General features: G+C 63.1%; 26 protein-coding genes. 19 read left to right on the top strand and 7 right to left on the bottom strand.

What is annotated here, in order from left to right:
• Nucleotides 1–118: 118 nt before the first annotated feature.
• From ccoN (M5B96_RS10645) to fnr, 15 genes are all read left to right on the top strand, one after another.
• Nucleotides 119–1543, top strand: coding sequence for a cytochrome-c oxidase, cbb3-type subunit I (gene ccoN, locus M5B96_RS10645; protein WP_248796674.1), 1425 nt, complete (start codon nucleotides 119–121; stop codon nucleotides 1541–1543).
• Between the two features lie 10 nt (nucleotides 1544–1553).
• Nucleotides 1554–2162 carry a cytochrome-c oxidase, cbb3-type subunit II gene (gene ccoO / locus M5B96_RS10650; RefSeq protein WP_248796675.1) on the top strand — a complete coding sequence of 203 codons (609 nt, stop codon included), beginning with the start codon at nucleotides 1554–1556 and terminating at the stop codon, nucleotides 2160–2162.
• Between the two features lie 3 nt (nucleotides 2163–2165).
• The gene (locus tag M5B96_RS10655) at nucleotides 2166–2363 is read left to right on the top strand and encodes a cbb3-type cytochrome oxidase subunit 3 (RefSeq protein ID WP_248796676.1); all 198 of its coding nucleotides are present in this window, start codon (nucleotides 2166–2168) and stop codon (nucleotides 2361–2363) included.
• Nucleotides 2360–3298: a cytochrome-c oxidase, cbb3-type subunit III gene (gene ccoP / locus M5B96_RS10660; RefSeq protein ID WP_248796677.1), complete on the top strand. Its 939-nt coding sequence runs from the start codon at nucleotides 2360–2362 to the stop codon at nucleotides 3296–3298. Before M5B96_RS10655 ends, ccoP (M5B96_RS10660) begins: the two co-directional genes overlap by 4 nt.
• Nucleotides 3299–3631: 333 nt before the next feature.
• Nucleotides 3632–5074, top strand: coding sequence for a cytochrome-c oxidase, cbb3-type subunit I (ccoN, locus tag M5B96_RS10665; RefSeq protein WP_248796678.1), 1443 nt, complete (start codon nucleotides 3632–3634; stop codon nucleotides 5072–5074).
• Nucleotides 5074–5682, top strand: coding sequence for a cytochrome-c oxidase, cbb3-type subunit II (ccoO, locus tag M5B96_RS10670; RefSeq protein WP_019361778.1), 609 nt, complete (start codon nucleotides 5074–5076; stop codon nucleotides 5680–5682). The genes ccoN (M5B96_RS10665) and ccoO (M5B96_RS10670) overlap by 1 nt, the downstream gene beginning before the upstream one ends.
• A 5-nt stretch (nucleotides 5683–5687) precedes the next feature.
• A complete protein-coding gene (locus M5B96_RS10675; RefSeq protein ID WP_100940961.1) occupies nucleotides 5688–5873 on the top strand; it encodes a cbb3-type cytochrome oxidase subunit 3 in 186 nt (61 codons plus the stop codon).
• Complete coding sequence (gene ccoP, locus M5B96_RS10680; RefSeq protein WP_248796679.1) at nucleotides 5870–6844, top strand: cytochrome-c oxidase, cbb3-type subunit III; 975 nt, start codon at nucleotides 5870–5872, stop codon at nucleotides 6842–6844. The genes M5B96_RS10675 and ccoP (M5B96_RS10680) overlap by 4 nt, the downstream gene beginning before the upstream one ends.
• Before the next feature lie 395 nt (nucleotides 6845–7239).
• Nucleotides 7240–8655: a cytochrome c oxidase accessory protein CcoG gene (ccoG, locus tag M5B96_RS10685; RefSeq protein ID WP_248796680.1), complete on the top strand. Its 1416-nt coding sequence runs from the start codon at nucleotides 7240–7242 to the stop codon at nucleotides 8653–8655.
• 11 nt (nucleotides 8656–8666) lie between these two features.
• Nucleotides 8667–9206, top strand: coding sequence for a FixH family protein (locus tag M5B96_RS10690; protein WP_248796681.1), 540 nt, complete (start codon nucleotides 8667–8669; stop codon nucleotides 9204–9206).
• A gap of 245 nt (nucleotides 9207–9451) precedes the next feature.
• Nucleotides 9452–11902 (top strand): heavy metal translocating P-type ATPase, encoded by a 2451-nt coding sequence (locus M5B96_RS10695; protein WP_248796682.1) that lies wholly within the window; start codon nucleotides 9452–9454, stop codon nucleotides 11900–11902.
• Between the two features lie 22 nt (nucleotides 11903–11924).
• Nucleotides 11925–12140, top strand: coding sequence for a cbb3-type cytochrome oxidase assembly protein CcoS (gene ccoS, locus M5B96_RS10700; protein WP_248796683.1), 216 nt, complete (start codon nucleotides 11925–11927; stop codon nucleotides 12138–12140).
• Nucleotides 12133–12816, top strand: a complete 684-nt coding sequence (locus tag M5B96_RS10705) for a sulfite exporter TauE/SafE family protein (RefSeq protein ID WP_248796684.1) — start codon at nucleotides 12133–12135, stop codon at nucleotides 12814–12816. The genes ccoS and M5B96_RS10705 overlap by 8 nt, the downstream gene beginning before the upstream one ends.
• Before the next feature lie 82 nt (nucleotides 12817–12898).
• On the top strand, nucleotides 12899–14281 hold the full coding sequence (hemN, locus tag M5B96_RS10710; RefSeq protein WP_248796685.1) for an oxygen-independent coproporphyrinogen III oxidase: 1383 nt from the start codon (nucleotides 12899–12901) through the stop codon (nucleotides 14279–14281).
• Nucleotides 14282–14475: 194 nt separating this feature from the next.
• Nucleotides 14476–15210: a fumarate/nitrate reduction transcriptional regulator Fnr gene (fnr, locus tag M5B96_RS10715; protein ID WP_248796686.1), complete on the top strand. Its 735-nt coding sequence runs from the start codon at nucleotides 14476–14478 to the stop codon at nucleotides 15208–15210.
• A gap of 145 nt (nucleotides 15211–15355) precedes the next feature.
• Here the strand turns inward: fnr and glp are convergent, their stop codons facing one another.
• Nucleotides 15356–16543 (bottom strand): gephyrin-like molybdotransferase Glp, encoded by a 1188-nt coding sequence (glp, locus tag M5B96_RS10720; RefSeq protein WP_248796819.1) that lies wholly within the window; start codon nucleotides 16541–16543, stop codon nucleotides 15356–15358.
• A gap of 22 nt (nucleotides 16544–16565) precedes the next feature.
• On the bottom strand, nucleotides 16566–17105 hold the full coding sequence (gene moaB, locus M5B96_RS10725) for a molybdenum cofactor biosynthesis protein B (protein ID WP_248796687.1): 540 nt from the start codon (nucleotides 17103–17105) through the stop codon (nucleotides 16566–16568).
• Between the two features lie 81 nt (nucleotides 17106–17186).
• Here moaB and mobA point away from each other — a divergent pair, with 81 nt between their 5' ends.
• The 3 genes from mobA to M5B96_RS10740 all read left to right on the top strand — a co-directional run bounded on the left by mobA (nucleotide 17187) and on the right by M5B96_RS10740 (nucleotide 18709).
• On the top strand, nucleotides 17187–17798 hold the full coding sequence (mobA, locus tag M5B96_RS10730) for a molybdenum cofactor guanylyltransferase MobA (RefSeq protein WP_248796688.1): 612 nt from the start codon (nucleotides 17187–17189) through the stop codon (nucleotides 17796–17798).
• A 95-nt stretch (nucleotides 17799–17893) separates the two neighbouring features.
• Nucleotides 17894–18115: a YgdI/YgdR family lipoprotein gene (locus M5B96_RS10735; protein WP_248796689.1), complete on the top strand. Its 222-nt coding sequence runs from the start codon at nucleotides 17894–17896 to the stop codon at nucleotides 18113–18115.
• Nucleotides 18116–18265: 150 nt separating this feature from the next.
• Nucleotides 18266–18709 carry a type II 3-dehydroquinate dehydratase gene (locus M5B96_RS10740; RefSeq protein ID WP_248796690.1) on the top strand — a complete coding sequence of 148 codons (444 nt, stop codon included), beginning with the start codon at nucleotides 18266–18268 and terminating at the stop codon, nucleotides 18707–18709.
• Between the two features lie 12 nt (nucleotides 18710–18721).
• On the opposite strand, the gene M5B96_RS10745 is transcribed toward M5B96_RS10740, so the two are convergent.
• The 5 genes from M5B96_RS10745 to M5B96_RS10765 form a co-directional block, all read right to left on the bottom strand.
• Complete coding sequence (locus M5B96_RS10745) at nucleotides 18722–19612, bottom strand: pseudouridine synthase (RefSeq protein WP_248796691.1); 891 nt, start codon at nucleotides 19610–19612, stop codon at nucleotides 18722–18724.
• Nucleotides 19613–19716: 104 nt separating this feature from the next.
• Entirely contained in the window at nucleotides 19717–20049 is a 333-nt protein-coding gene (locus M5B96_RS10750) for a transcriptional regulator (protein ID WP_248796692.1), read from the bottom strand.
• 150 nt (nucleotides 20050–20199) lie between these two features.
• The gene (locus M5B96_RS10755; protein WP_040064674.1) at nucleotides 20200–20400 is read right to left on the bottom strand and encodes a hypothetical protein; all 201 of its coding nucleotides are present in this window, start codon (nucleotides 20398–20400) and stop codon (nucleotides 20200–20202) included.
• A 163-nt stretch (nucleotides 20401–20563) separates the two neighbouring features.
• Complete coding sequence (locus M5B96_RS10760) at nucleotides 20564–20800, bottom strand: glutaredoxin family protein (protein ID WP_248796693.1); 237 nt, start codon at nucleotides 20798–20800, stop codon at nucleotides 20564–20566.
• A 204-nt stretch (nucleotides 20801–21004) separates the two neighbouring features.
• Complete coding sequence (locus M5B96_RS10765; RefSeq protein WP_248796694.1) at nucleotides 21005–22213, bottom strand: ammonium transporter; 1209 nt, start codon at nucleotides 22211–22213, stop codon at nucleotides 21005–21007.
• A 343-nt stretch (nucleotides 22214–22556) separates the two neighbouring features.
• Between M5B96_RS10765 and M5B96_RS10770 the strand changes: the two genes are divergently transcribed.
• Complete coding sequence (locus tag M5B96_RS10770) at nucleotides 22557–22871, top strand: DUF883 family protein (protein WP_248796695.1); 315 nt, start codon at nucleotides 22557–22559, stop codon at nucleotides 22869–22871.

Below are 22871 nucleotides of genomic sequence, written 5' to 3' on the forward strand. Positions count from 1 at the left end.
TTCGTCAATACCACCGGCTGGCTATTTGCCCATGCTTGGCTGGCTTTTAGTCTGCCTATAACTCCAGATCCCGCGAATGCAAGAGCGCCGGCCGGGTCTGAACCGTGGATGGGGAACCATGAACACTTCAATCAGTACCGCCTACAACTACAAGGTGGTCCGCCAATTCGCCATTATGACGGTGGTGTGGGGCATCGTCGGCATGGGGCTCGGGGTTTTCCTCGCCGCCCAATTGGTCTGGCCCGAACTCAACTTCAACTTGCCGTGGACCAGCTTCGGCCGCCTGCGCCCGTTACACACCAACGCGGTGATTTTCGCGTTCGGTGGCTGTGCACTGTTCGCCAGTTCCTACTACTCGGTGCAACGCACCTGCCAGACCCAGCTGTTTGCGCCGAAGATCGCGGCGTTCACCTTCTGGGGCTGGCAACTGGTGATCCTCCTGGCGGCCATCAGCCTGCCGCTGGGCTACACAAGTTCCAAGGAATACGCCGAACTGGAATGGCCGATCGATATCCTGATCACCATCGTCTGGGTTGCCTACGCCATCGTGTTCTTCGGTACGCTGATGAAGCGCACCACCAAGCACATCTATGTCGGTAACTGGTTCTTCGGTGCCTTCATCATCACCGTGGCGATCCTGCATATCGTCAACAACCTGGAACTGCCGGTCAGCCTGACCAAGTCCTACTCGGTCTACGCCGGGGCCACCGACGCCATGGTGCAGTGGTGGTACGGGCACAACGCCGTGGGCTTCTTCCTGACCGCCGGTTTCCTCGGGATGATGTACTACTTCGTGCCGAAACAGGCCGAGCGCCCGGTGTATTCCTATCGCCTGTCGATCGTGCACTTCTGGGCGCTGATCACCCTGTATATCTGGGCCGGTCCCCACCACCTGCACTACACCGCCCTGCCGGACTGGGCCCAGTCGCTGGGCATGGTGATGTCGCTGATTCTCCTGGCACCGAGCTGGGGCGGCATGATCAACGGCATGATGACCCTCTCGGGGGCCTGGCATAAGTTGCGCAGCGACCCGATCCTGCGCTTCCTGGTGGTATCGCTGGCGTTCTACGGCATGTCGACCTTCGAAGGTCCGATGATGGCGATCAAGACCGTCAACGCCCTCTCCCACTACACCGACTGGACCATCGGCCACGTGCACGCCGGGGCCCTCGGTTGGGTGGCGATGATCTCCATCGGCGCGCTGTACCACATGATCCCGAAAATCTTCGGCCGCCCACAGATGCACAGCATCGGCCTGATCAACGCGCACTTCTGGCTCGCCACCATCGGCACCGTGCTCTACATCGCCTCGATGTGGGTCAACGGCATCGCCCAGGGCCTGATGTGGCGCGCGGTCAACGAGGACGGCACGCTGACCTACTCCTTCGTCGAAACCCTGGTGGCCAGCCACCCCGGTTACGTCGTCCGGCTGATCGGCGGGGCAATCTTCTTCAGCGGCATGCTGCTGATGGCCTACAACACCTGGCGCACCGTGCGCGGTGCACAACCCGCCGCCGTGATCGCCGCCGCGCAGACGGTTTGAGGAGTTCGCCATGAGACACGAAGTAATTGAAAAGAACGTCGGTCTGCTGATGCTGCTGATGGTGCTGGCCGTGAGTATCGGCGGCCTGACCCAGATCGTCCCGCTGTTCTTCCAGGACGTCACCAACAAGCCGGTCGAGGGCATGAAGCCCTACACCGCGCTGCAGCTGGAAGGCCGCGATATCTACATTCGCGAGGGCTGCGTTGGTTGCCACTCGCAGATGATCCGTCCGTTCCGCGCCGAGACCGAACGCTACGGGCACTACTCGGTAGCCGGCGAAAGCGTCTGGGACCACCCGTTCCTTTGGGGTTCCAAACGCACCGGACCGGACCTGGCCCGGGTCGGCGGCCGCTACTCGGAAGACTGGCACCGCGCGCACCTGTACAACCCGCGCAACGTGGTACCGGAGTCGAAAATGCCGGCCTACCCCTGGCTGGTGGCCAACCCGCTGGACAGCAGCCTGACCGAAACCAAGCTGCGGGCCATGCGTACCCTCGGCGTGCCCTATACCGACGACGATATCGCCGGGGCCGTGGCCAGCGTCAAGGGCAAGAGCGAGATGGATGCCCTGGTCGCCTACCTGCAAGTGCTCGGCACTGCGATCAAGAGCAAGAGGTGAGTCATGGATATGAGTACCGGAATGATCCGCGGCCTCGGCACCCTGGTGGTCTTTATCGCCTTCGTCGGCCTCGCCCTCTGGGTGTTCAACGCCAAGCGCGCACCCGAGTTCGCCGAGGCCTGCATGCTGCCGTTCGCCGATGATGAACCGCTTCCCGCCCCCCCTGAAGATCCCACCGCAACAAGGAGCACCCGGCCATGACCACCTTCTGGAGTGCGTATATCTGCGTACTGACCATCGGCAGCCTGATCGGCCTGACCTGGTTGCTGATCGGGACGCGCAAGGGTGAAACCAAGGGCAGCGTCGACCAGACCATGGGCCACAGCTTCGACGGCATCGAGGAGTATGACAATCCGCTGCCGCAGTGGTGGTTCATGCTGTTCGCCGGGACCCTGGTGTTTGCCGTCGGCTACCTGATCCTCTACCCCGGCCTCGGCAACTGGAAAGGCATCCTGCCCGGCTACGAGAACGGCTGGACCGGCGTTCATGAGTGGGAAAAGGAGATGGACAAGGCCGATGCCAAGTTCGGGCCGATCTTCGCCAAATTCGCGGCGATGCCCGTGGAAGAAGTGGCCAAGGACCCACAAGCGCTGAAAATGGGCGGGCGCCTGTTCGCCTCCAACTGCGCGGTGTGCCACGGCTCGGATGCCAAGGGTGCCTATGGCTTCCCGAACCTCGCCGACAACAGCTGGCGCTGGGGCGGTAGTGCCGACACCATCAAGCAGACCATCATGGGTGGACGGATCGCGGCCATGCCGGCCTGGGGCGAAATCCTCGGTGAAGCCGGGGTGAAGAATGTCGCCGCCTATGTCAGGCATGAACTGGGTCATCTGCCATTAGCCGCGGGCAGCGATGCCGACGTGCAGGCCGGCCAGAAGATCTTCAGTACCACCTGCGTGGCCTGCCACGGCGCCACCGGCCAGGGTACCCAAGCCATGGGCGCACCGAATCTGACCGAGCCGGCGGCATTTATCTACGGCAGCAGCCTGGAACAGTTGCAGCAGACCATCCGCCACGGGCGCCAGGGCCAAATGCCAGCCCAGCACGAACTGCTCGGTAACGACAAGGTACAGCTGCTCGCCGCTTACGTGTTCAGCCTCTCCCACGGCAATCAAGGAGAAAACAAAGCCCAATAAGCACCGGATATTTCCTGCCGCATCGACCAGGATGCGGCAGTTCCCCGCCTGTACGTGACCAAGTGTCGCACCTCTCCTTTAGTCCGCCTACCCACTCCGGGGAATCGGTACTAAGCTTTGCAAACTTCGATCAAACCGTATTCCCTCGCCTGCCGGTCGATTCCGGACTTTCCGAGGGCGCGCTTTGACCTTACACCGAGCATGGAAAGGCCGCAGAATCAGCGTCGCACGGTATTGACCCAGGTCATGGCGCGTTGCAATGACCCTACTCTTTATCCATACTTGCGGGCGATTTTCACCCTAATAAATATACCTAAACCGTGGAACCTTAGAATGAGCACAGCAATCAGTCCGACTGCTTATAACTATAAGGTAGTCCGCCAGTTCGCCATCATGACGGTGGTCTGGGGGATCCTTGGCATGGGGCTCGGTGTCTTCATCGCCTCGCAACTGGTCTGGCCGGAGTTGAATTTCGGCCTGCCCTGGACGAGTTTTGGACGCCTGCGCCCGCTGCACACCAACCTGGTGATCTTCGCCTTCGGTGGTTGTGCGTTGTTTGCCACCTCCTACTATGTCGTGCAGCGAACCTGCCAGGTACGACTGATCTCCGACGGCCTCGCGGCCTTCCACTTCTGGGGTTGGCAGGCGGTAATCGTCGGCGCCGGGATCACCCTGCCCCTGGGTTACACCACGACCAAGGAATACGCCGAACTGGAATGGCCGCTGGCAATCCTCCTGGCGATTGTCTGGGTGGTCTACGCCCTGGTGTTCTTCGGCACCATCATCAAGCGCAAGACCAAGCACATCTATGTCGGCAACTGGTTCTACGGTGCTTTCATCATCGTCACGGCGATGCTGCACATCGTTAACCACATCTCGCTGCCGGTGAGCTTCTTCAAGTCCTACTCGGCCTATGCCGGGGCGACCGATGCGATGATCCAGTGGTGGTACGGGCACAACGCCGTGGGCTTCTTCCTGACCACCGGCTTTCTCGGGATGATGTACTACTTCGTGCCGAAACAGGCCGAGCGGCCGATCTACTCCTATCGCCTGTCCATCGTGCACTTCTGGGCGCTGATCACCCTGTACATCTGGGCCGGCCCCCACCACCTGCACTACACCGCCCTGCCGGACTGGGCCCAGTCGCTGGGCATGGCGATGTCGATCATCCTCCTGGCCCCGAGCTGGGGCGGCATGATCAACGGCATGATGACCCTCTCGGGCGCCTGGCATAAGCTGCGCACCGACCCGATCCTGCGCTTCCTGGTGGTATCGCTGGCGTTCTACGGCATGTCGACCTTCGAAGGGCCGATGATGGCGATCAAGACCGTCAACTCGCTGTCCCACTACACCGACTGGACCATCGGCCACGTGCACGCCGGGGCCCTCGGTTGGGTGGCGATGATCTCCATCGGCGCGATCTACCACATGATCCCGAAAATCTTCGGCCGGCCGCAGATGCACAGCATCGGCCTGATCAACGCGCACTTCTGGCTCGCCACCATCGGCACCGTGCTCTACATCGCCTCGATGTGGGTCAACGGCATCACCCAGGGCCTGATGTGGCGCGCGATCAACGACGACGGCACCCTGACCTATTCGTTCGTCGAAGCGCTGCAGGCCAGCCACCCCGGCTATATCGTTCGCGCCCTGGGCGGTGCGTTCTTCGCCAGCGGCATGCTGTTCATGGCCTACAACGTGTTCCGTACCGTTCGCGCCTCGGACCCGGCTGAAGCTGAAGCCGCCGCTCAGATCGCTGTCGCTGGAGCTCACTGATGAAGCACGAAGTAGTCGAGAAAAATATCGGCCTGCTGGCCTTCTTCATGGTCATCGCCGTGAGCATCGGCGGCCTGACCCAGATCGTCCCGCTGTTCTTCCAGGACGTCACCAACAAGCCGGTCGAGGGCATGAAGCCACGCACCGCGCTGGAACTGGAAGGCCGCGACATCTATATCGCCAACGGCTGTGTCGGCTGCCACTCGCAGATGATCCGTCCGTTCCGCGCCGAGACCGAACGCTACGGGCATTACTCGGTGGCCGGTGAAAGCGTCTGGGACCACCCGTTCCTCTGGGGCTCCAAGCGCACCGGGCCGGACCTGGCCCGGGTCGGCGGACGTTACTCCGATGACTGGCACCGCGCGCACCTGTACAACCCGCGCAACGTGGTGCCCGAGTCGAAAATGCCGGCTTACCCGTTCCTGGTGGAAAACAAGCTCGACGGCAAGGACACGGCGAAGAAAATGGAAGTCCTGCGCACCCTCGGCGTGCCTTACACCGACGAAGACATCGCCGGGGCCAAGGATGCCGTGAAGGGCAAGACCGAAATGGACGCGCTGGTGGCCTACTTGCAAGGCCTGGGCACCATCATCAAAAGCAAACGGTGATCTGGATGGATATCGGGATGATTCGTGGCCTGGGCACCCTGGTGGTGATGGTGGCCTTTATCGGCCTGGCGCTGTGGGTGTTCAGCCCGCGGCGCAAGTCGGAATTCGAGGACGCGACCTTGTTGCCTTTCGCGGATGACCCCGAAGCCATCAAGCAGGTCGAAAAAGCGTCTAGGAGTAACAAAGAATGACTACATTCTGGAGTCTGTACGTCACAGTCCTCAGCCTGGGTACCATCTTCGCCCTGACCTGGTTGCTGCTGTCCACCCGCAAGGGCCAGCGCGCCGAGCAGACCGACGAGACGGTTGGCCACTCCTTCGACGGTATCGAGGAGTACGACAACCCGCTGCCCAAATGGTGGTTCATGCTGTTCGTCGGCACCATCATCTTCGCCCTCGGCTACCTGGCCCTGTACCCGGGCCTGGGCAACTGGAAAGGCCTGCTGCCGGGCTACAACTACCTCGACAACGATAAGCAGACCCCCTTTGCCAACGGCCAGAACGGCTGGACCGGCGTGCACGAGTGGGAAAAGGAAATGGCTCGTTCGGATGCCAAGTTCGGGCCGATCTTCGCCAAGTACGCCGCCATGCCTATCGAGGACGTGGCCAAGGACCCGCAAGCACTGAAGATGGGCGCGCGCCTGTTCGCTTCCAACTGCTCGGTGTGCCACGGTTCCGACGCCAAGGGCGCCTACGGCTTCCCCAACCTGACCGACGAGGATTGGCGCTGGGGCGGCGAGCCGGAAACCATCAAGACCACCATCATGGGCGGTCGCCACGCGGTGATGCCGGCCTGGGCCGAAGTCATCGGCGAGCAAGGCGTGGCCGATGTCGCTTCGTTCGTGCTGACCAACCTCGACGGCCGCAAGCTGCCGGAAGGCGCCAAGGCCGACCCGGTGGCGGGGCAGAAACTCTTCGCCGCCAACTGCGTGGCCTGCCACGGTCCTGAAGGCAAGGGCACCCCGGCCATGGGCGCGCCGAACCTGACGCACCCGGCGGCATTCATCTACGGTTCGAGCTTCGCGCAGCTGCAACAGACCATCCGTTATGGTCGCCAAGGGCAGATGCCGGCCCAGGCACAGCTGCAGGGCAACGACAAGGTTCACTTGCTCGCCGCCTATGTCTACAGCCTGTCCCATGGGGATAACAAGCCGGCTGAATAAGCACCTTGTTGTTGGCTTGAGGGAGAGAGCCGAACACGGTCCTTGTGGAAGCGGAGCTTGCTCGCGAAGAGGCCCTTGAGGTCGCTAAAAGCTTCGCGGGCAGGCACCGCTCCCACAGGTTAGGTAGCGTTTTCAATATCCCATTCCCCTTGATTGAACGGCATTGGGGCAAGTCCGCTCGCCCCCCCCCGTTCATGATCAATCATCTATAGTCAATTGACTTGGATCATGTCTTGTTACATCTGCTACACCATACTGAGCGCAGACCCAACGCGACCAAAGGTCGCACCCTTGGAACGCAGGGACCGGCGTATCATTGCGCCACTGCACTACCCTTTTTGATCGCGGTCGGCACGTACTGACCGAGGCATTTCCCCCAGCCGTGGGACGCAATGATGAGCAACCAGATTCCGGTACACGACGTCACGCCACCTGCCAAGCACACCCCTGAAACCGTCGATCTTTACGCTTCGCGAGAGAAAATCTACACCCGCGCCTTCACCGGCCTGTTCCGCAACCTGCGGATGGTGGGCGGTGCCGGCCTGTTCCTGCTGTACTTCGGTACCGTGTGGCTGAGCTGGGGCGGTCACCAGGCGGTGTGGTGGAACCTGCCCGAGCGCAAGTTCTTCATCTTCGGCGCGACCTTCTGGCCCCAGGACTTCATCCTGCTCTCGGGCCTACTGATCATCGCCGCCTTCGGCCTGTTCTTCATCACCGTCTATGCCGGGCGGGTCTGGTGCGGCTATACCTGCCCGCAAAGCGTCTGGACCTGGATCTTCATGTGGTGTGAAAAGGTCACCGAAGGCGACCGCAACCAGCGCATCAAGCTCGACAAGGCGCCCATGAGCGCCAACAAATTCCTGCGCAAGTTCGCCAAGCACAGCCTGTGGCTGCTGATCGGTTTTGTCACCGGCATGACCTTCGTCGGCTACTTCTCGCCGATTCGCGAACTGGTCATCAGCTTCTTCACCGGCGAGGCCGATGGCTGGTCGTACTTCTGGGTCGGCTTCTTCACCCTCGCCACCTACGGCAACGCCGGCTGGCTGCGCGAACAGGTGTGCATCTACATGTGCCCCTATGCGCGCTTCCAGAGCGTGATGTTCGACAAGGACACTCTGATCGTCTCCTACGACCCGCGCCGTGGCGAAAGCCGTGGCCCGCGCAAGAAAGGCGCCGACTACAAGGCCCAGGGCCTGGGTGACTGCATCGACTGCACGATGTGCGTACAGGTCTGCCCCACCGGCATTGACATCCGCGACGGCCTGCAGATCGAATGCATCGGTTGCGCCGCCTGCATCGACGCCTGCGACAGCATCATGGACAAGATGCAGTACCCTCGCGGACTGATCAGCTACACCACCGAACATAACCTCTCCGGGCAGAAAACCCATAAGCTGAGGCCACGCCTGATCGGTTATGCCCTGGTGCTGCTGACCATGATCAGCCTGCTGGTCGCGGCGTTCTTCATCCGCCCGCTGGTGGGCTTCGACGTCAGCAAGGACCGCGTGTTGTACCGTGAGAATGCCGAAGGGCGGATTGAAAACGTCTACAGCCTGAAGATCATGAACAAGGATCAGCGCGACCATACCTATGTCCTCGATGCCAGCGGACTGCCCGACCTGAAACTGCAGGGCAAGCGCGAGATCCACGTGGCCGCCGGCGAGATCTTCAGCATGCCGATGGAACTGTCCAGCGCCCCCGATCAACTGCCGTCGAGCACCAATGAGGTGAAATTCACCTTGCGCGATGCCGATAACGACAGCATTCACATTGAAGCCAAGAGCCGATTCATCGGCCCGCAAATCCGTTAAGGAACGACCCAATGCCCGCAGCCACCGCCACAAGCCCCTGGTACAAGCACCTCTGGCCCTGGATCCTGATCGGGATCATGGCCTGCTCGGTGACCCTGACCCTGTCGATGGTGACCATTGCGGTGAAGAACCCGGACAACCTGGTCAACGACAATTACTACGAGGCCGGCAAGGGCATCAACCGTTCCCTGGACCGCGAACTGCTGGCCCAGAGCCTGAAGCTGCATGCCAGCGTGCATCTGGATGAAGTCACCGGTGAAGTCGACCTGCGCCTGCTGGGCAACAGCCAGCCGGCCAGCGTCGAGCTGAACCTGATCTCGCCGACCCAGCCGGAAAAGGACCGCAAGATCACCCTGAACCGCAGTGCCAGCGAACCGGGACGCTATATCGGGCAACTGGCCGACAAGATCGAAGGCCGGCGGTTCGTCGAATTGCTGGGGGTCGAGGGCGACAAGAGCTGGCGCCTGTTCGAAGAAGAGCAGATCAGCCAGGACAAGGACCTGAAGCTGGGCGACGAACCGCTGCAAGGCGCTGAAGAACGCTCTAGATAAATGCCCTCTTCCCTGACGGACAAACTCCTGTGGCGAGCGGGCTTGGCCGCGCTCGGCTGCGAAGCAGTCGTAAAACCTGCAATCTCGCTGTATCTGATACAACGCATTTGCCGATTTTGGGGCCGCTTCGCAGCCCAGCGCGGCCAAGCCCGCTCGCCACAAACCTCGGCCAGACTTGAGAGCATTCTTGACTGGCTGATATTGGGGCAAGCCCGCTCGCCACAATTGATTGACCGATGGCGCCCATGACCAGTCCTGTTCCCTGCTACCACTGCGCCCTGCCCGTCCCCTCCGGCAGTCGCTTCACCGCTGTCGTCCTGGGCGAACCCCGCGAGTTCTGCTGCCCGGGTTGCCAGGCGGTGGCGCAGGCGATTGTCGCCGGCGGCCTGGAACACTATTACAGCCATCGCAGCGAAACCTCGGCCAACCCCGAGAGCCTGCCCGTGCAGTTGGTCGACGAACTGGCGCTGTACGACCGCGCCGATGTGCTGAAGCCCTTTGTCCGCCACGACGGCGAACTCGCCGAAGCCACCCTGCTGATGGAGGGCATCAGTTGCGCCGCCTGCGGCTGGCTGATAGAGAAACACCTGCTCGGCCTGCCCGCCGTGGCCGAGGCGCGGCTGAACCTGTCCAATCACCGCCTGCAAGTGCGCTGGGCGGACCGCCAACTGCCACTGAGCCAGATCCTCGGCGAACTGCGTCATATCGGCTACGCCGCGCACCCCTACCAGGCCGACCAGGCCAGCGAACAACTGGCCAGTGAAAACCGCAAGTCGCTGCGCCAACTGGGCCTGGCCGGCCTGCTGTGGTTCCAGGCGATGATGGCGACCATGGCCACCTGGCCGGAATTCAATATCGACCTGAGCCCGGAACTGCACACCATCCTGCGCTGGGTGGCGTTGTTCCTGACCACGCCCATTGTGTTCTACAGCTGCGCACCGTTCTTCCGTGGCGCCTTTCGCGACCTGCGCACCCGTCACCTGACCATGGACGTCTCGGTCTCGCTGGCGATCGGCAGCGCCTACTGCGCCGGGATCTGGACCGCCATCAGCGGGGTCGGAGAACTCTATTTCGACGCCGTGGGCATGTTCGCCCTGTTCCTCCTGGCCGGCCGCTACCTGGAACGCCGCGCCCGCGAACGTACCGCCGCCGCCACCGCGCAACTGGTCAACCTGCTGCCCGCTTCCTGCCTGCGCCTGGGCGCCGACGGCCAGAGCGAACGCATCCTGCTCAGTGAACTGCGCCAGGGGGAACGGGTGCTGGTACATCCCGGTGCCGTGCTGCCGGCCGACGGGCGGATTGTCGAGGGCCAGTCGAGCATCGACGAGTCCCTCCTGACCGGCGAGTACCTGCCACAAACGCGCACAACGGGGGATGCGGTCACCGCCGGCACCCTGAACGTCGAAAGCGCCCTGACCGTAGAAGTCCTGGCCCTCGGTCCGGACACCCGCCTGTCCGCCATCGTCCGCCTGCTCGACCGCGCCCAGAGCGAAAAACCGCGCCTGGCGCAGATCGCCGACCGCGCCGCGCAGTGGTTCCTGCTGTTCTCGCTGCTCGCCGCGGCGCTCATCGGCCTGGTCTGGTGGCAACTGGACCCGGCGCGAGCGTTCTGGATCGTACTGGCGATGCTGGTCGCCACCTGCCCCTGCGCGCTGTCGCTGGCCACCCCCACCGCCCTGACCGCCGCCACCGGCACCCTGCACAAGCTCGGCTTGCTGTTGACCCGTGGCCACGTGCTCGAAGGCCTGAACCAGGTCGACACGGTGATTTTCGACAAGACCGGCACCCTCACCGAAGGCCGCCTGACCCTGCGCGCCATCCGTCCGCTGCGCGAGTTGGACAGCGAGCGCTGCCTGAGCCTCGCCGCCGCCCTGGAAAACCGTTCCGAACACCCGATCGCCCGCGCCTTCGGCCGTGCCCCGCAAGCCGCCGAGGAGGTCCACGCCACGCCTGGATTGGGTCTCGAAGGTCGGGTCGGCGAGCAACTGCTGCGTATCGGCCAGGCGGCCTTTGTCTGCGAGCTCGGCAACTGCCCGCTACCGCCGACGCCGGACGAGGCCGGGCAATGGCTGCTGCTGGGCGATACTCGCGGGCCACTGGCCTGGTTTGTCCTCGACGACCGCCTGCGCGATGACGCCCCGGCGCTGCTGGCGGCCTGCCGCGCGCGCGGCTGGCGCACCCTGCTGCTGTCCGGTGACAGTTCGCCGATGGTCGCCAGCGTCGCCGCCGAACTGGGGATCGACGAGGCCCGTGGCGGCCTGCGCCCGGACGACAAGTTGCAGGTGCTGCGGGATCTGCATCGCCAGGGCCACAAGGTGCTGATGCTCGGTGACGGGGTGAATGACGTGCCGGTCCTGGCCGCCGCCGATATCAGCGTGGCCATGGGCTCGGCCACCGACCTGGCCAAGACCAGCGCCGACGCGGTGCTCCTGTCCAATCGCCTGGGTGCCCTGGTGCAGGCCATCGGCCTGGCCCGGCGGACCCGGCGGATCATCATCGAAAACTTGATCTGGGCCAGCCTGTACAATGGCCTGATGTTGCCGTTCGCCGCCCTCGGCTGGGTCACTCCGGTGTGGGCCGCGGTCGGCATGTCCATCAGCTCGCTGACCGTGGTCCTCAATGCCCTGCGCCTGACCCGCCTGCCCGGCGCGCCGACGCTCACGACCACGCCAGATACCCGTCCGCTGCCGGCCTGAGCCGCGCGGACATGGAGTTCCCATGCCAGCCCTCTATATCATGATCCCCGCCGCGCTGCTGATCGTGGCCATCGCCGTCTACATCTTCTTCTGGGCGGTGGACAGCGGCCAGTACGATGACCTCGAGGGCCCGGCCCACAGCATCCTGTTCGACGACCAGGACCCCAAGCACACCGCCGCCGTCGAAGAAACCAAAGCCATCACCGACAAGCACGACAAGGCCCCACCCCATGCTTGAACTGGCGCCCCTGCTGGTCTCGGCGGTGATTCTCGGCCTGCTCGGCGGTGGCCATTGCCTGGGCATGTGCGGTGGCCTGATGGGCGCCCTGACCCTGGCGATTCCCCCGGAGCAGCGCAGCCGGCGCTTTCGTCTACTGCTGGCCTACAACCTGGGGCGGATTCTCAGCTATGCCAGCGCCGGCCTGCTGATCGGCCTGGCCGGCTGGGCCGTGGCCAGCAGCCCGGCGGCGTTGTTCCTGCGAGTAATCGCCGGGCTGCTGTTGATCAGCATGGGCCTGTACCTGGCCGGCTGGTGGAGTGGCCTGACCCGCATCGAAAGCCTCGGACGCGGCCTGTGGCGGCATATCCAGCCGTTGGCCAACCGCCTGCTGCCGGTATCGAGCCTGCCCCGCGCCCTGCTGCTGGGCGCGCTCTGGGGCTGGCTACCATGCGGCTTGGTCTACAGCACCCTGCTCTGGGCGGCGAGCCAGGGCAATGCCCTCGACAGTGCGCTGTTAATGCTGGCCTTCGGCCTGGGCACCTGGCCAGTACTGCTCGCCACCGGGCTGGCGGCGGAGCGGGTCACCGCCGTGCTGCGCAAACGCAGCGTGCGTATGAGTGGCGGCCTGCTGGTAATGCTGTTCGGCCTGTGGACCTTGCCGGGGCCGCACCAGCACTGGCTGATGGGCCACTAACAGCCGTTGATACAGGTCAAGATGGCGATTGCGCACAGCCCCTAGACTCCGGATATTGCAGCCAATCCGGGGGAATGCCCGCATGCTCGACGCCATCCGTTGGGACTCTGATCTGATCCACCGCTACGACATCGCGGGACCGCGCTACACCTCCTATCCCACGGCCGTGCAGTTCAACAGCCAGGTCGGCACCTTCGACCTGCTCCACGCCCTGCGCGACAGCCGCAAGGCCCTGCGACCGCTGTCGCTGTACGTGCACATACCGTTCTGCGCGAACATCTGCTACTACTGTGCCTGCAACAAGGTCATCACCAAGGACCGTGGCCGTGCCCTGCCCTATCTGCAACGCCTGGAACAGGAAATCCAGCTGGTCGCCTGCCACCTGAATCCCGCGCAGAAAGTCGAGCAACTGCACCTGGGCGGCGGCACCCCGACCTTTCTCAGTCACGACGAACTGCGGCAACTGATGACCTGCCTGCGCCAGCACTTCAACCTGCTGGACGACGACTCCGGCGACTACGGTATCGAAATCGATCCACGGGAAGCCGACTGGTCGACCATGGGCCTGTTGCGCGAGCTGGGTTTCAACCGGGTCAGCGTCGGTCTGCAGGATCTCGACCCGGACGTGCAGCGCGCGGTCAACCGCCTGCAAAGCCTGGAGGAAACCCGGGCGATCATCGAGGCGGCGCGGACCCTGCAGTTCCGTTCGATCAATATCGACCTGATCTACGGCCTGCCCAAGCAGACCCCGGATAATTTCGCCCGGACCGTCGACGAGGTGATCAACCTGCAACCGGACCGCCTGTCGGTGTTCAACTACGCCCACCTGCCCGAGCGCTTCATGCCGCAACGCCGGATCAACAGCAATGACCTGCCGGCGCCGGCCGACAAGCTGGAAATGCTCCACCGCACCATCGAGCAGCTCACCGCCGCCGGCTACCGTTATATCGGCATGGACCACTTCGCCCTGCCCGACGACGAACTGGCGATTGCCCAGGAAGAGTCGACCCTGCAGCGCAATTTCCAGGGCTACACCACCCACGGCCATTGCGACCTGATCGGCCTGGGCGTCTCGGCCATCAGCCAGATCGGCGATCTCTACTGCCAGAACAACAGTGACCTGAACCAATACCAGAACACCCTCGCCAGTGCGCAACTGGCCACCAGCCGCGGCCTGCTGTGCAACGCCGACGACCGCCTGCGCCGGGAAGTGATCCAGCAGATCATCTGCAACCTGAGCCTGGAGTTCGCGAGCATCGAGCGCCAGTTCAATATCGACTTCGGCGGTTATTTCGCCGCGCTCTGGCCGCGCCTGACGGAGATGGCCGCGGACGGTCTGATCGAGCTGGACCACGAACGCCTCACGGTCCTGCCGGCGGGACGCCTGTTGGTCCGCTCGGTGTGCATGGTCTTCGATGCGTACCTGGAGCAGCAGAACCGTCAGCGCTTTTCACGGGTGATCTGAAACGATCCACGGGGTTGTGGCAGCCGGGCCCCGGACTGGCGCGGCGCGGCTCACGTAGACCCTGGCCAGGGCCCGACTTGGAGGATGGCGAGCGCCCGTGGCACAGGTGTGCCATTTTGGCGCAGGCTGGCCTGAGTGCCCCTTGCTGAGTTACCCTTACGTCTTATGTGTGTTTTCCCACAAGGATTTAAGAAATGTCCGACCCCGTGAAATTGCGCACCCATAGTCAGGCCCATTGCAAGGATTGCAGCCTGGCCCCTCTTTGCCTGCCACTTTCGCTGAATATGGAGGACATGGACGCGCTGGACGACATCGTCAAACGTGGCCGACCACTGAAGAAAGGCGAATTCCTGTTTCGCCAGGGCGATACCTTCGGTTCAGTCTATGCCGTGCGCTCCGGCGCGCTGAAGACCTTCAGCCTGAGCGACGGCGGCGAAGAACAGATCACCGGTTTTCACCTGCCGAGCGAACTGGTCGGCCTGTCGGGCATGGACACCGAGACCTACCCGGTCTCGGCCCAGGCGCTGGAAACCACCTCGGTCTGTGAAATCCCCTTCGAGCGCCTGGACGAACTGGCCCTGCAACTGCCGCAACTGCGTCGGCAGTTGATGCGGGTGATGAGCCGGGAAATTCGCGACGACCAGCAAATGATGTTGCTGCTGTCGAAAAAGACCGCCGACGAGCGCATCGCCACCTTCCTGGTCAACCTGTCGGCGCGTTTCCGTGCCCGGGGTTTCTCGGCCAACCAGTTCCGCCTGAGCATGTCGCGCAACGAGATCGGCAACTACCTGGGATTGGCGGTGGAAACCGTGTCCCGGGTCTTTACCCGTTTTCAGAGCAACGAATTGATCGCCGCCGAGGGCAAGGAAGTGCATATCCTCGACCCGATCCAGCTCTGTGCGCTGGCCGGTGGTTCGCTGGAGGGCTGATCCGGCTGGAGAGCCGTGAGGCCGCTAAAAGCTTCGCGGGCAAGCTCCGCTCCCACAGGGATGCGAACTCTCGGTTCGACACACACCTTGTGGGAGCCGGATTTATCCGCGAAAAGGCCCGCAAGACCGCTGAAAGCCTCGCGGGCTAACCCAGCACTTCGCTCAACGGAATAAAGCTCACCCAGTCGCCTTCCACCAGGGTGCTCCCCTCCAACACCTCGACCAACCCCTCGGCCCAGGCCGCGCTGCGCAGCACGCCAGAGCTCTGGTTGCGGTAGATGATCGCCCGACCGTTTTCCAGGCGCCCGCGCAGGTATTCGCGGCGGTTGCCCGGCTTGGGCCAGACAAACCCGGCCGGCACCTTGAACTGCAACGGCTGCACCTCCCGCACGCCCTGGCGGCGCAACAGATAAGGCCGGGCCAACAACGCAAAGGTGACCAGGGTCGAAGCCGGGTTGCCCGGCAGACCGATCACCGGCACCCCGCGAAAATGCCCGAAGGTCAACGGTTTTCCCGGCTTGATCGCCAGCTTCCAGAGCTCCAGCTCGCCCGCCTCGCGCAAGGCGATCCCAAGGAAATCGGCTTCGCCCACCGAGACCCCGCCCGTGGACAGGATCAGGTCGACATCGCCCAACTGCGTCAGACGCCGGCGGGTCGCCTCCAGGTCATCCGGCAGGATCCCGGCGTCCAGCACCTCGCAGCCCTGGCGTGCCAGCCAACTGCACAGCAACACACGATTGCTGTTGTAGATCTGTCCCGGCCCCAGCGGCTGGCCCGGTTCGACCAGCTCGTCGCCGGTGGACAGCACGGCCACCCGCACCCGCCGTACCACGTTCAGTTCGGCGCAGCCCAAGGACGCCGCCAACCCCTGCTCGATCGGCCCCAAGCGGGTTCCGGCGGTCAATACCACCTCGCCCACTGTGGTTTCCTGGCCCTGGGGGCGGATGTTCTGATCAACCGCCAGCGCCTCGATAAAACGCACCCGCCCATCGGCGAGCACCTCGGCGTTTTCCTGCATTTCAACGCAATCGGCCCCCGCCGGCAGCGGCGCACCGGTAAAGATCCGCGCGCAGGTTCCCGGCAGCAAGGGCTCGGGAGCTTGCCCGGCAAAGATCCGCTGGCTGACCGGCAGCGGCTCGCCGTGCCAGTCGGCCAGGCGCAGGGCATAACCGTCCATGGCGCTGTTGGGCCAGGGCGGCAGGTCGAGGCTGGAGGCCAGGTCCTCGGCCAACACCCGGCCGTCGGCTTGCGCCAATGGCACGCGCTGCGCCTCAAGGATCGGCGCCGCCTCGGCCAGCGCCAGCAGCCGGGCCAGGGCGACTTCCACCGGCATCAACGCACTGAGCTTGCCCGGCTTACCCACGGGATTCACAAGGCGCCGCCAGTTTCAAGTGAGGGACGAAGTTGCACGGGCGATGGCGCGAATCCAACTGCTCGGCGAGGATCCCGTCCCAGCCGGTGCGCACCGCGTTGGTCGAACCCGGCAGGCAACAGACCAGGGTGCCGTTGGCCAGGCCGGCCAGCGCCCGGGACTGCACGGTGGAAGTGCCGATATCGGCCACGGAGATCTGCCGGAACAGTTCGCCAAAGCCGTCGACCTGCTTGTCCAGCAGGCAGGCAACGGCTTCCGGGGTGCTGTCGCGGCCGGTAAAGCCGGTGCCGCCGGTGATCAGTACGACCTGGACCACGTCTTCGGCGATCCAGCTGGCGACCTGCGCGCGTATCCGATAAAGGTCGTCCTTGAGCAACACCCGCTCGGCAAGACGATGCCCGGCGGCGGTCAGGCGGTCGACGAAGAGCTGCCCCGAGGTGTCGGTCTCGAAGGTACGGGTGTCACTGACGGTCAAGACCGCGATATTCAGCGGTACGAAAGGTGTATCAGCCTTGGCTTTCATAGGCTCGGTCCAGTTGTAAGGAGGAACAGCCCGGTGTTATATCACAGCGTCCCTTTTTATCGCTGCTGTCGAGACTGCCCCATGCCCGTGAACGACCTTTCCATTCTGCTCCTGGCCGGCGGTCGCGGCCAGCGCATGGGCGGCCAGGACAAAGGCCTGCTGGACTGGCGCGGACAACCGCTGATCGCCCATCTGCACGCCGTGGCGCGCCCGTTCAGCGATGACCTGATCATTTCCTGCAACCGCAACCGCGAGCGCTACGCGGCGTATGCCGACCAGTTGGTGAGCGACGACAGCGATGACTTTCCCGGCCCCCTGGCCGGCATTCGCGCAGGCCTCGCGGCGGCACGCCATGGCCATCTGCTGGTGCTGCCCTGCGATGTGCCACAAATCGACGCCGCCCTGCTCACGGCCATGCTCGATGCCGTTCGCCGCGAGCCGGGCAAGCCACTGATGTTGCGTCAGGGCGAGCACTGGGAGCCACTGCTGTGCGTGATCCCCACGGCCCTGGCCGGGGTCTTCGAAAACGCCTGGGCCCAGGGCGAGCGCAGCCCGCGCAAGGTCATGCTGCAACTGCAGGCCCAGGCCCTGCAGTGTCCGCCGGGTGATCCCAGGTTGGCCAATCTGAACACCCCGCAGCTGCTGCAACCCGTGGATAACTCGCCGGATGGTGCCTCGCAAGGAACTTGCTGAGCCTATGTCCGTCAGAAACTATCAATGAGCGTTGTAATTCATCTGCTCTGACATCAATCGCCGCTATTCTCAAAAAATCTTTCTGGAGAAGTACCATGACGCAACGGACTCTTGCCGCACTCCTGCTGACAACCGCCCTCGCCGCCCTCGCCGGTTGTTCTTCGCCGACGGTGATCACCTTGAATGACGGGCGTGAAATCCAGGCGGTGGACACACCGAAATACGACGAGGACTCGGGCTTCTACGAATTCAAGCAACTGGACGGTAAAAAGACCCGCATCAACAAGGACCAGGTGCGTACCGTCAAGGAGCTGTAAGTCCTCCTACGCCTCCAGCACAGAGCCCGACTGGCGCGGGCTCTGCCGTTTTTGCCGGAGGGCGACAGCGTGCAGGCACAACCGCCGGGGACGGCCTATTCTATGGGAATCCCCGACCCGGGCTCATTGACCCTTTCCGGTAGCTGAATCATGAAAGTCCTCATGCTGCACGGTCTCAATCACCATCTGTTCGGCAAGTGCGAGCCGATCCGCCATGCAGGCATCACCCTGGAACAGATCGACGCCCGCTTGCACTCGCTGGCCAGGGAGCTCGACGTGGATGTCACCAGTTTCCAGACCAACAGCGAGGGCGCGATGTGCATCCGCATCCGCCAGGGCGCCCGCGAACAGGTGGACGCGGTGCTGATCAACGCCGGCGCCTGGGCCCACAGCAGCTACGACATTCGCGACGCCCTGGCGCATTTGTCGGTGCCGGTGATCGAGTTGTACATGGCCAATATCCATCGCAACGAACCCTTGCACCAGCCTTCGGTGCTGGCCGAAGTGGCGCGCGGGCAGATTTGCGGTTTCGGCGTCGACAGCTACCTGCTCGGCCTGCGGGCGGCGGTGAGCGCGGCGCAGACCTGCCATTGACGGTCGCCGGCTTCACCAGTCCAGGACGATCTCGCTCTGGAAACGCCGCTCCTGGCCACTGATCGGGTCAATGAAGCGCAGGCCCTGGGCCAGCAGCTTGAGTGGGTTGGCGTAGTCATCCACGGCATCCTTGAGCACCTGTGGATAAAACGGGTCATTGCAGATACCCGCGCCGAGGGCCGCCATGTGCACCCGCAACTGGTGCTTCTTGCCCGTGACCGGATACAGCCCATAGCGCCACAGCCCGGCATTTTTCTCGAGCACTTCGACTGCGGTTTCGGTATTGCAGGTACCCGCCCCTTCGCGCATGCGGAAAAACGGTTCGCCTTCCACCAGGCGACTTTTATGCAGCAACGGGAACGACAGATCCGGCAAGGCCGCGGCAATGGCCTCGTAGCGTTTTTCAATCTGCCGGGTCGGAAACAGCGCCTGATAGGCCGAGCGACTCGCTGGATTGGCCGAGAACAACACCAGGCCGGCGGTATGCCGGTCAATACGGTGCAGCGGCACCAGATTCGGGTTGTCCAGGCGGCGGATCAGGCGGCGTAACAAGGTCTGCTCGACATACTCGCCGGCCGGCGTCACCGGCAGGAAGTGCGGCTTGTCCGCCACTACCAGATGCTCGTCGGCGTAGAGAATCGTCTCGTTCAGCGGAATCGGCGTCTCATTGGGCACTTCGCGAAAGTAGTGGATGCGCAAACCTTCGCGGTAAGGCAACTGCGCGCTGATCGCCGCGCCCCCGGCATCCAGCACCCGGCCACGGGCAATGCGGTCAAGCCATTGCTCGCGGCTGATCGCCTTGAAGTGTTCGCACAGGCAATCCAGCACCGTGGTCCACGAACCGGGTGGCAGGTACAAGGTGCTGGCCTGGTGCTCGGCGGCATTGAAGGACAAGGCGGACATGACAGGACTCGAACGGCTGGGCAAGCCGGCATTATCCCGCAAGACTCCGGCAGAACCTAGGCTCGCGGCAACGTGATCCAGGCACCGGGCGCCAGCCGCGCGCCTCAGCCCGAGGCGATCTTGCTCCCCAGCAACCTTGTCCCGGCCGCCTCGGTGTAGTCCTTCAGCCAGCGCAGTACATCCACCGCCTCCCAGCGCCCCGGATCGTAGAGCGCGTACAACAAGCCCTGGTAACCCACCACATCCAGTTGCCGGTGATAGCCCGCGCGTTGGAACAAGGCTTCGATTTCCGCGAAACAGGTGTTGAAGTGCAACTTGTTGAAGGGCGTCTTGCCTTCCGTTACCAGCCCGTCCAGGCGCAATTCCAGTACCGCTTCACGCACCACATCAGCGGACATGCGATTCACGCTGGATTTCAATTGTTCGACATTGAGCATGCTTTAACCCTCTTTATCTCTCTGGATTCCGTTCCCGGGTGCGCACGCCAGGGTGGGCATCCTGTCCCAACACCGGAACGAAAACTGTATAAACATACAGTAACTGATTTTTTACTGAGCCGCCAACCGATTGCCGCCGGCCGGCAGCCTTCATGATTCCCTGGGATGGACTTTGCCATAGACGTTGCCGCCGATGAACGAACCCACCGTGCCAAGGATCACCATGGCGTAGGTCCCACCATCGATCTTTCCATACCAGGTCAACGTCGCGGTGCTTACGCCAACCACCACGGTGGCCAGGAACTTGCGACCGCCCAGTTGGTTGACCAGCAGAATCGACCTCCCTTTCATTTCATTTCCTCCCTTGCACCACTGGAACGTGCTGCCTAAACGTCATGCAGCGACGTAAGCACAGTCGTTTTTCAAGCGCAACCGCAGGTAATTTGATGAAACAGAAGCGCCGCCGCCGCCGGGTAATGGTGCAACAAGCACATGACAGAAGAGATAAGGAGGTTCAGCGCAGAAAGGCCACGACCTGCTCGACGTCGAAGGGCCAGTCCAACTCGGCCCCGCTGTCCACCCGGCGCAGGACCGGGATACGCAAGCCATAGGCGTCGAACCAGGCTTCGCTGTCGGCGATGTCCACCAGCTCCACTAACAGGCCGTGATCGACCAGAGGCATCAGCAGCGCTTCGGCGACTTCACAGAGATGGCAACCCAGGGTGCCGAACAGTTGGCATTCAGGAAGCATGGCAAGAGGGTCCGGGACAAGGTGAAGACTTATTCTAGGTCCGCCATCCGGGCCAGTCGAGCCGACGATGCAGCCCACGGAGAATGAACCTTGCGCGCCGGCCGGCCGGCGCGGACCGGCAGCGGCGCCGCGACGCAAGCCGCTGACGACGGAAAACCGGACCGCGCCCCCGACTTGGGCTTGAACATGACGAAACGAGGCGGATCAGTCCTGGCTCACCGCGCCGATCTTGTGAATCGACAGGTCGGCACCGTAGTACTCCTCTTCCTGGCTCAGCCGCAGGCCATGCAGCGCCTTGATCGCGCCATACACGGCAAAGCCGCCGAGCAGTGCCACCACCACCCCCAGCGCGGTACCGATCAACTGGCTGACCAGGCTGACCCCACCCAGGCCGCCCAACGCCTGCTGCCCGAAGATCCCGCAGGCAATCCCGCCCCAGACCCCGCACAGGCCGTGCAACGGCCAGACGCCGAGTACATCGTCGATCTTCCACTGGCTCTGGGCCGCGATAAAGCACCAGACGAACAACCCGCCCGCCACCACGCCGGTGACCAGCGCGCCCACCGGATGCATCAGGTCGGAACCGGCACAGATCGCCACCAGCCCGGCCAACGGGCCGTTGTGCAGGAAGCCCGGGTCATTGCGCCCGATGATCAATGCCGCCACCGTGCCGCCGACCATGGCCATCAACGAATTGACCGCCACCAGTCCGCTAACCCCTTGCAGGGTCTGCGCGCTCATGACGTTGAAGCCGAACCAGCCGACGATCAGAATCCACGAACCCAGGGCCAGGAAAGGAATGCTCGACGGCGCGAACGCCACCAGCCGGCCCTCGCGATAACGCCCCTGGCGCGGCCCCAGCAACAGCACCGCCGCCAGCGCCAGCCAGCCGCCCATGGCATGCACCACCACGGAGCCGGCGAAGTCATGAAAGCTCGCGCCAAAGCGTGCCAGCAGCCACGCCTGCAGGCCAAAATTGCCGTTCCAGACCAGGCCTTCGAAAAACGGATAGACGAAGGCGACGATCAGGGCAGTGGCGCACAACTGCGGGGCAAACCGCGCGCGCTCGGCAATCCCGCCGGAAATGATCGCCGGAATCGCCGCCGCGAAAGTCAGCAGGAAGAAGAACTTCACCAGGCCATAACCATGATCGCCGCTGATTTGCGCCGCCGGCTGCAAAAAGCTGACGCCATAGGAAACCCAATAGCCTATAAAGAAGTAGGCCAGGGTCGAAATCGCGAAGTCGCTGAGGATTTTCGACAAGGCGTTGACTTGGTTTTTTTGCCGAACGGTGCCGACCTCGAGAAAGGCGAAACCGGCGTGCATGGCCAGAACCATGACAGCACCGATCAGAATGAACAGGGTGTTGGAACCATGGACCAGAGTGTCCACAGCGCTTTGCAAATTTTCCATGGAGACGGCAGACCTGAAGTCAGGGAAAAGCACCAAAGCAGTTCGATCACCGTGCATTTCGCACCATATTGGCGCCACCCGAGCCAAGAGCGAACCGCTTTGGCGCAGGGTGAAACACGAAGCGCGAGCAACCCTTGGGTTTTTTCCGCGTTTTTCGATTATTTGAGGTATGGTTTTCGCAGGCCAGGGCTCTAAAGCGCCCAAATACAGCGCACCCGCCCGGCACAACGCACCAGCACAAAGCAAAAGCTGTACCAGCCAATCGCAGTGAACCTTCAACCGAGGCCCGCACTCGAAACCTGCACAGACTTTTCACCGACATTTTTTTCACGGAGAACACCTGATGGCCCTCAAGACGACACAGACGCCTCAAGAAATACTGATGGCGGATTTCCAGACCCTGGTCAGCGACACCGAACGCCTGCTTGAACACACTGCCAGCCTGGCCGGCGACCAGGCCGATGAGTTGCGTGCACAGATTCGGGAAAGCCTGCTCAAGGCCCGGGAAAGCCTGCAAATGACCGAAGCTTCGCTGCGCGATCACAGCCAGGCGGCAGTCGACGCGACCGAAGCCTATGTCCAGGCCAAGCCCTGGCAGTCCATCGGGATTGCCGCCGGTATCGGCTTTATCGTCGGCCTGCTGGCGACGCGGCGCTGA

Source organism: Pseudomonas sp. MWU13-2105, from assembly GCF_023242315.1.
GTDB lineage: Bacteria > Pseudomonadota > Gammaproteobacteria > Pseudomonadales > Pseudomonadaceae > Aquipseudomonas.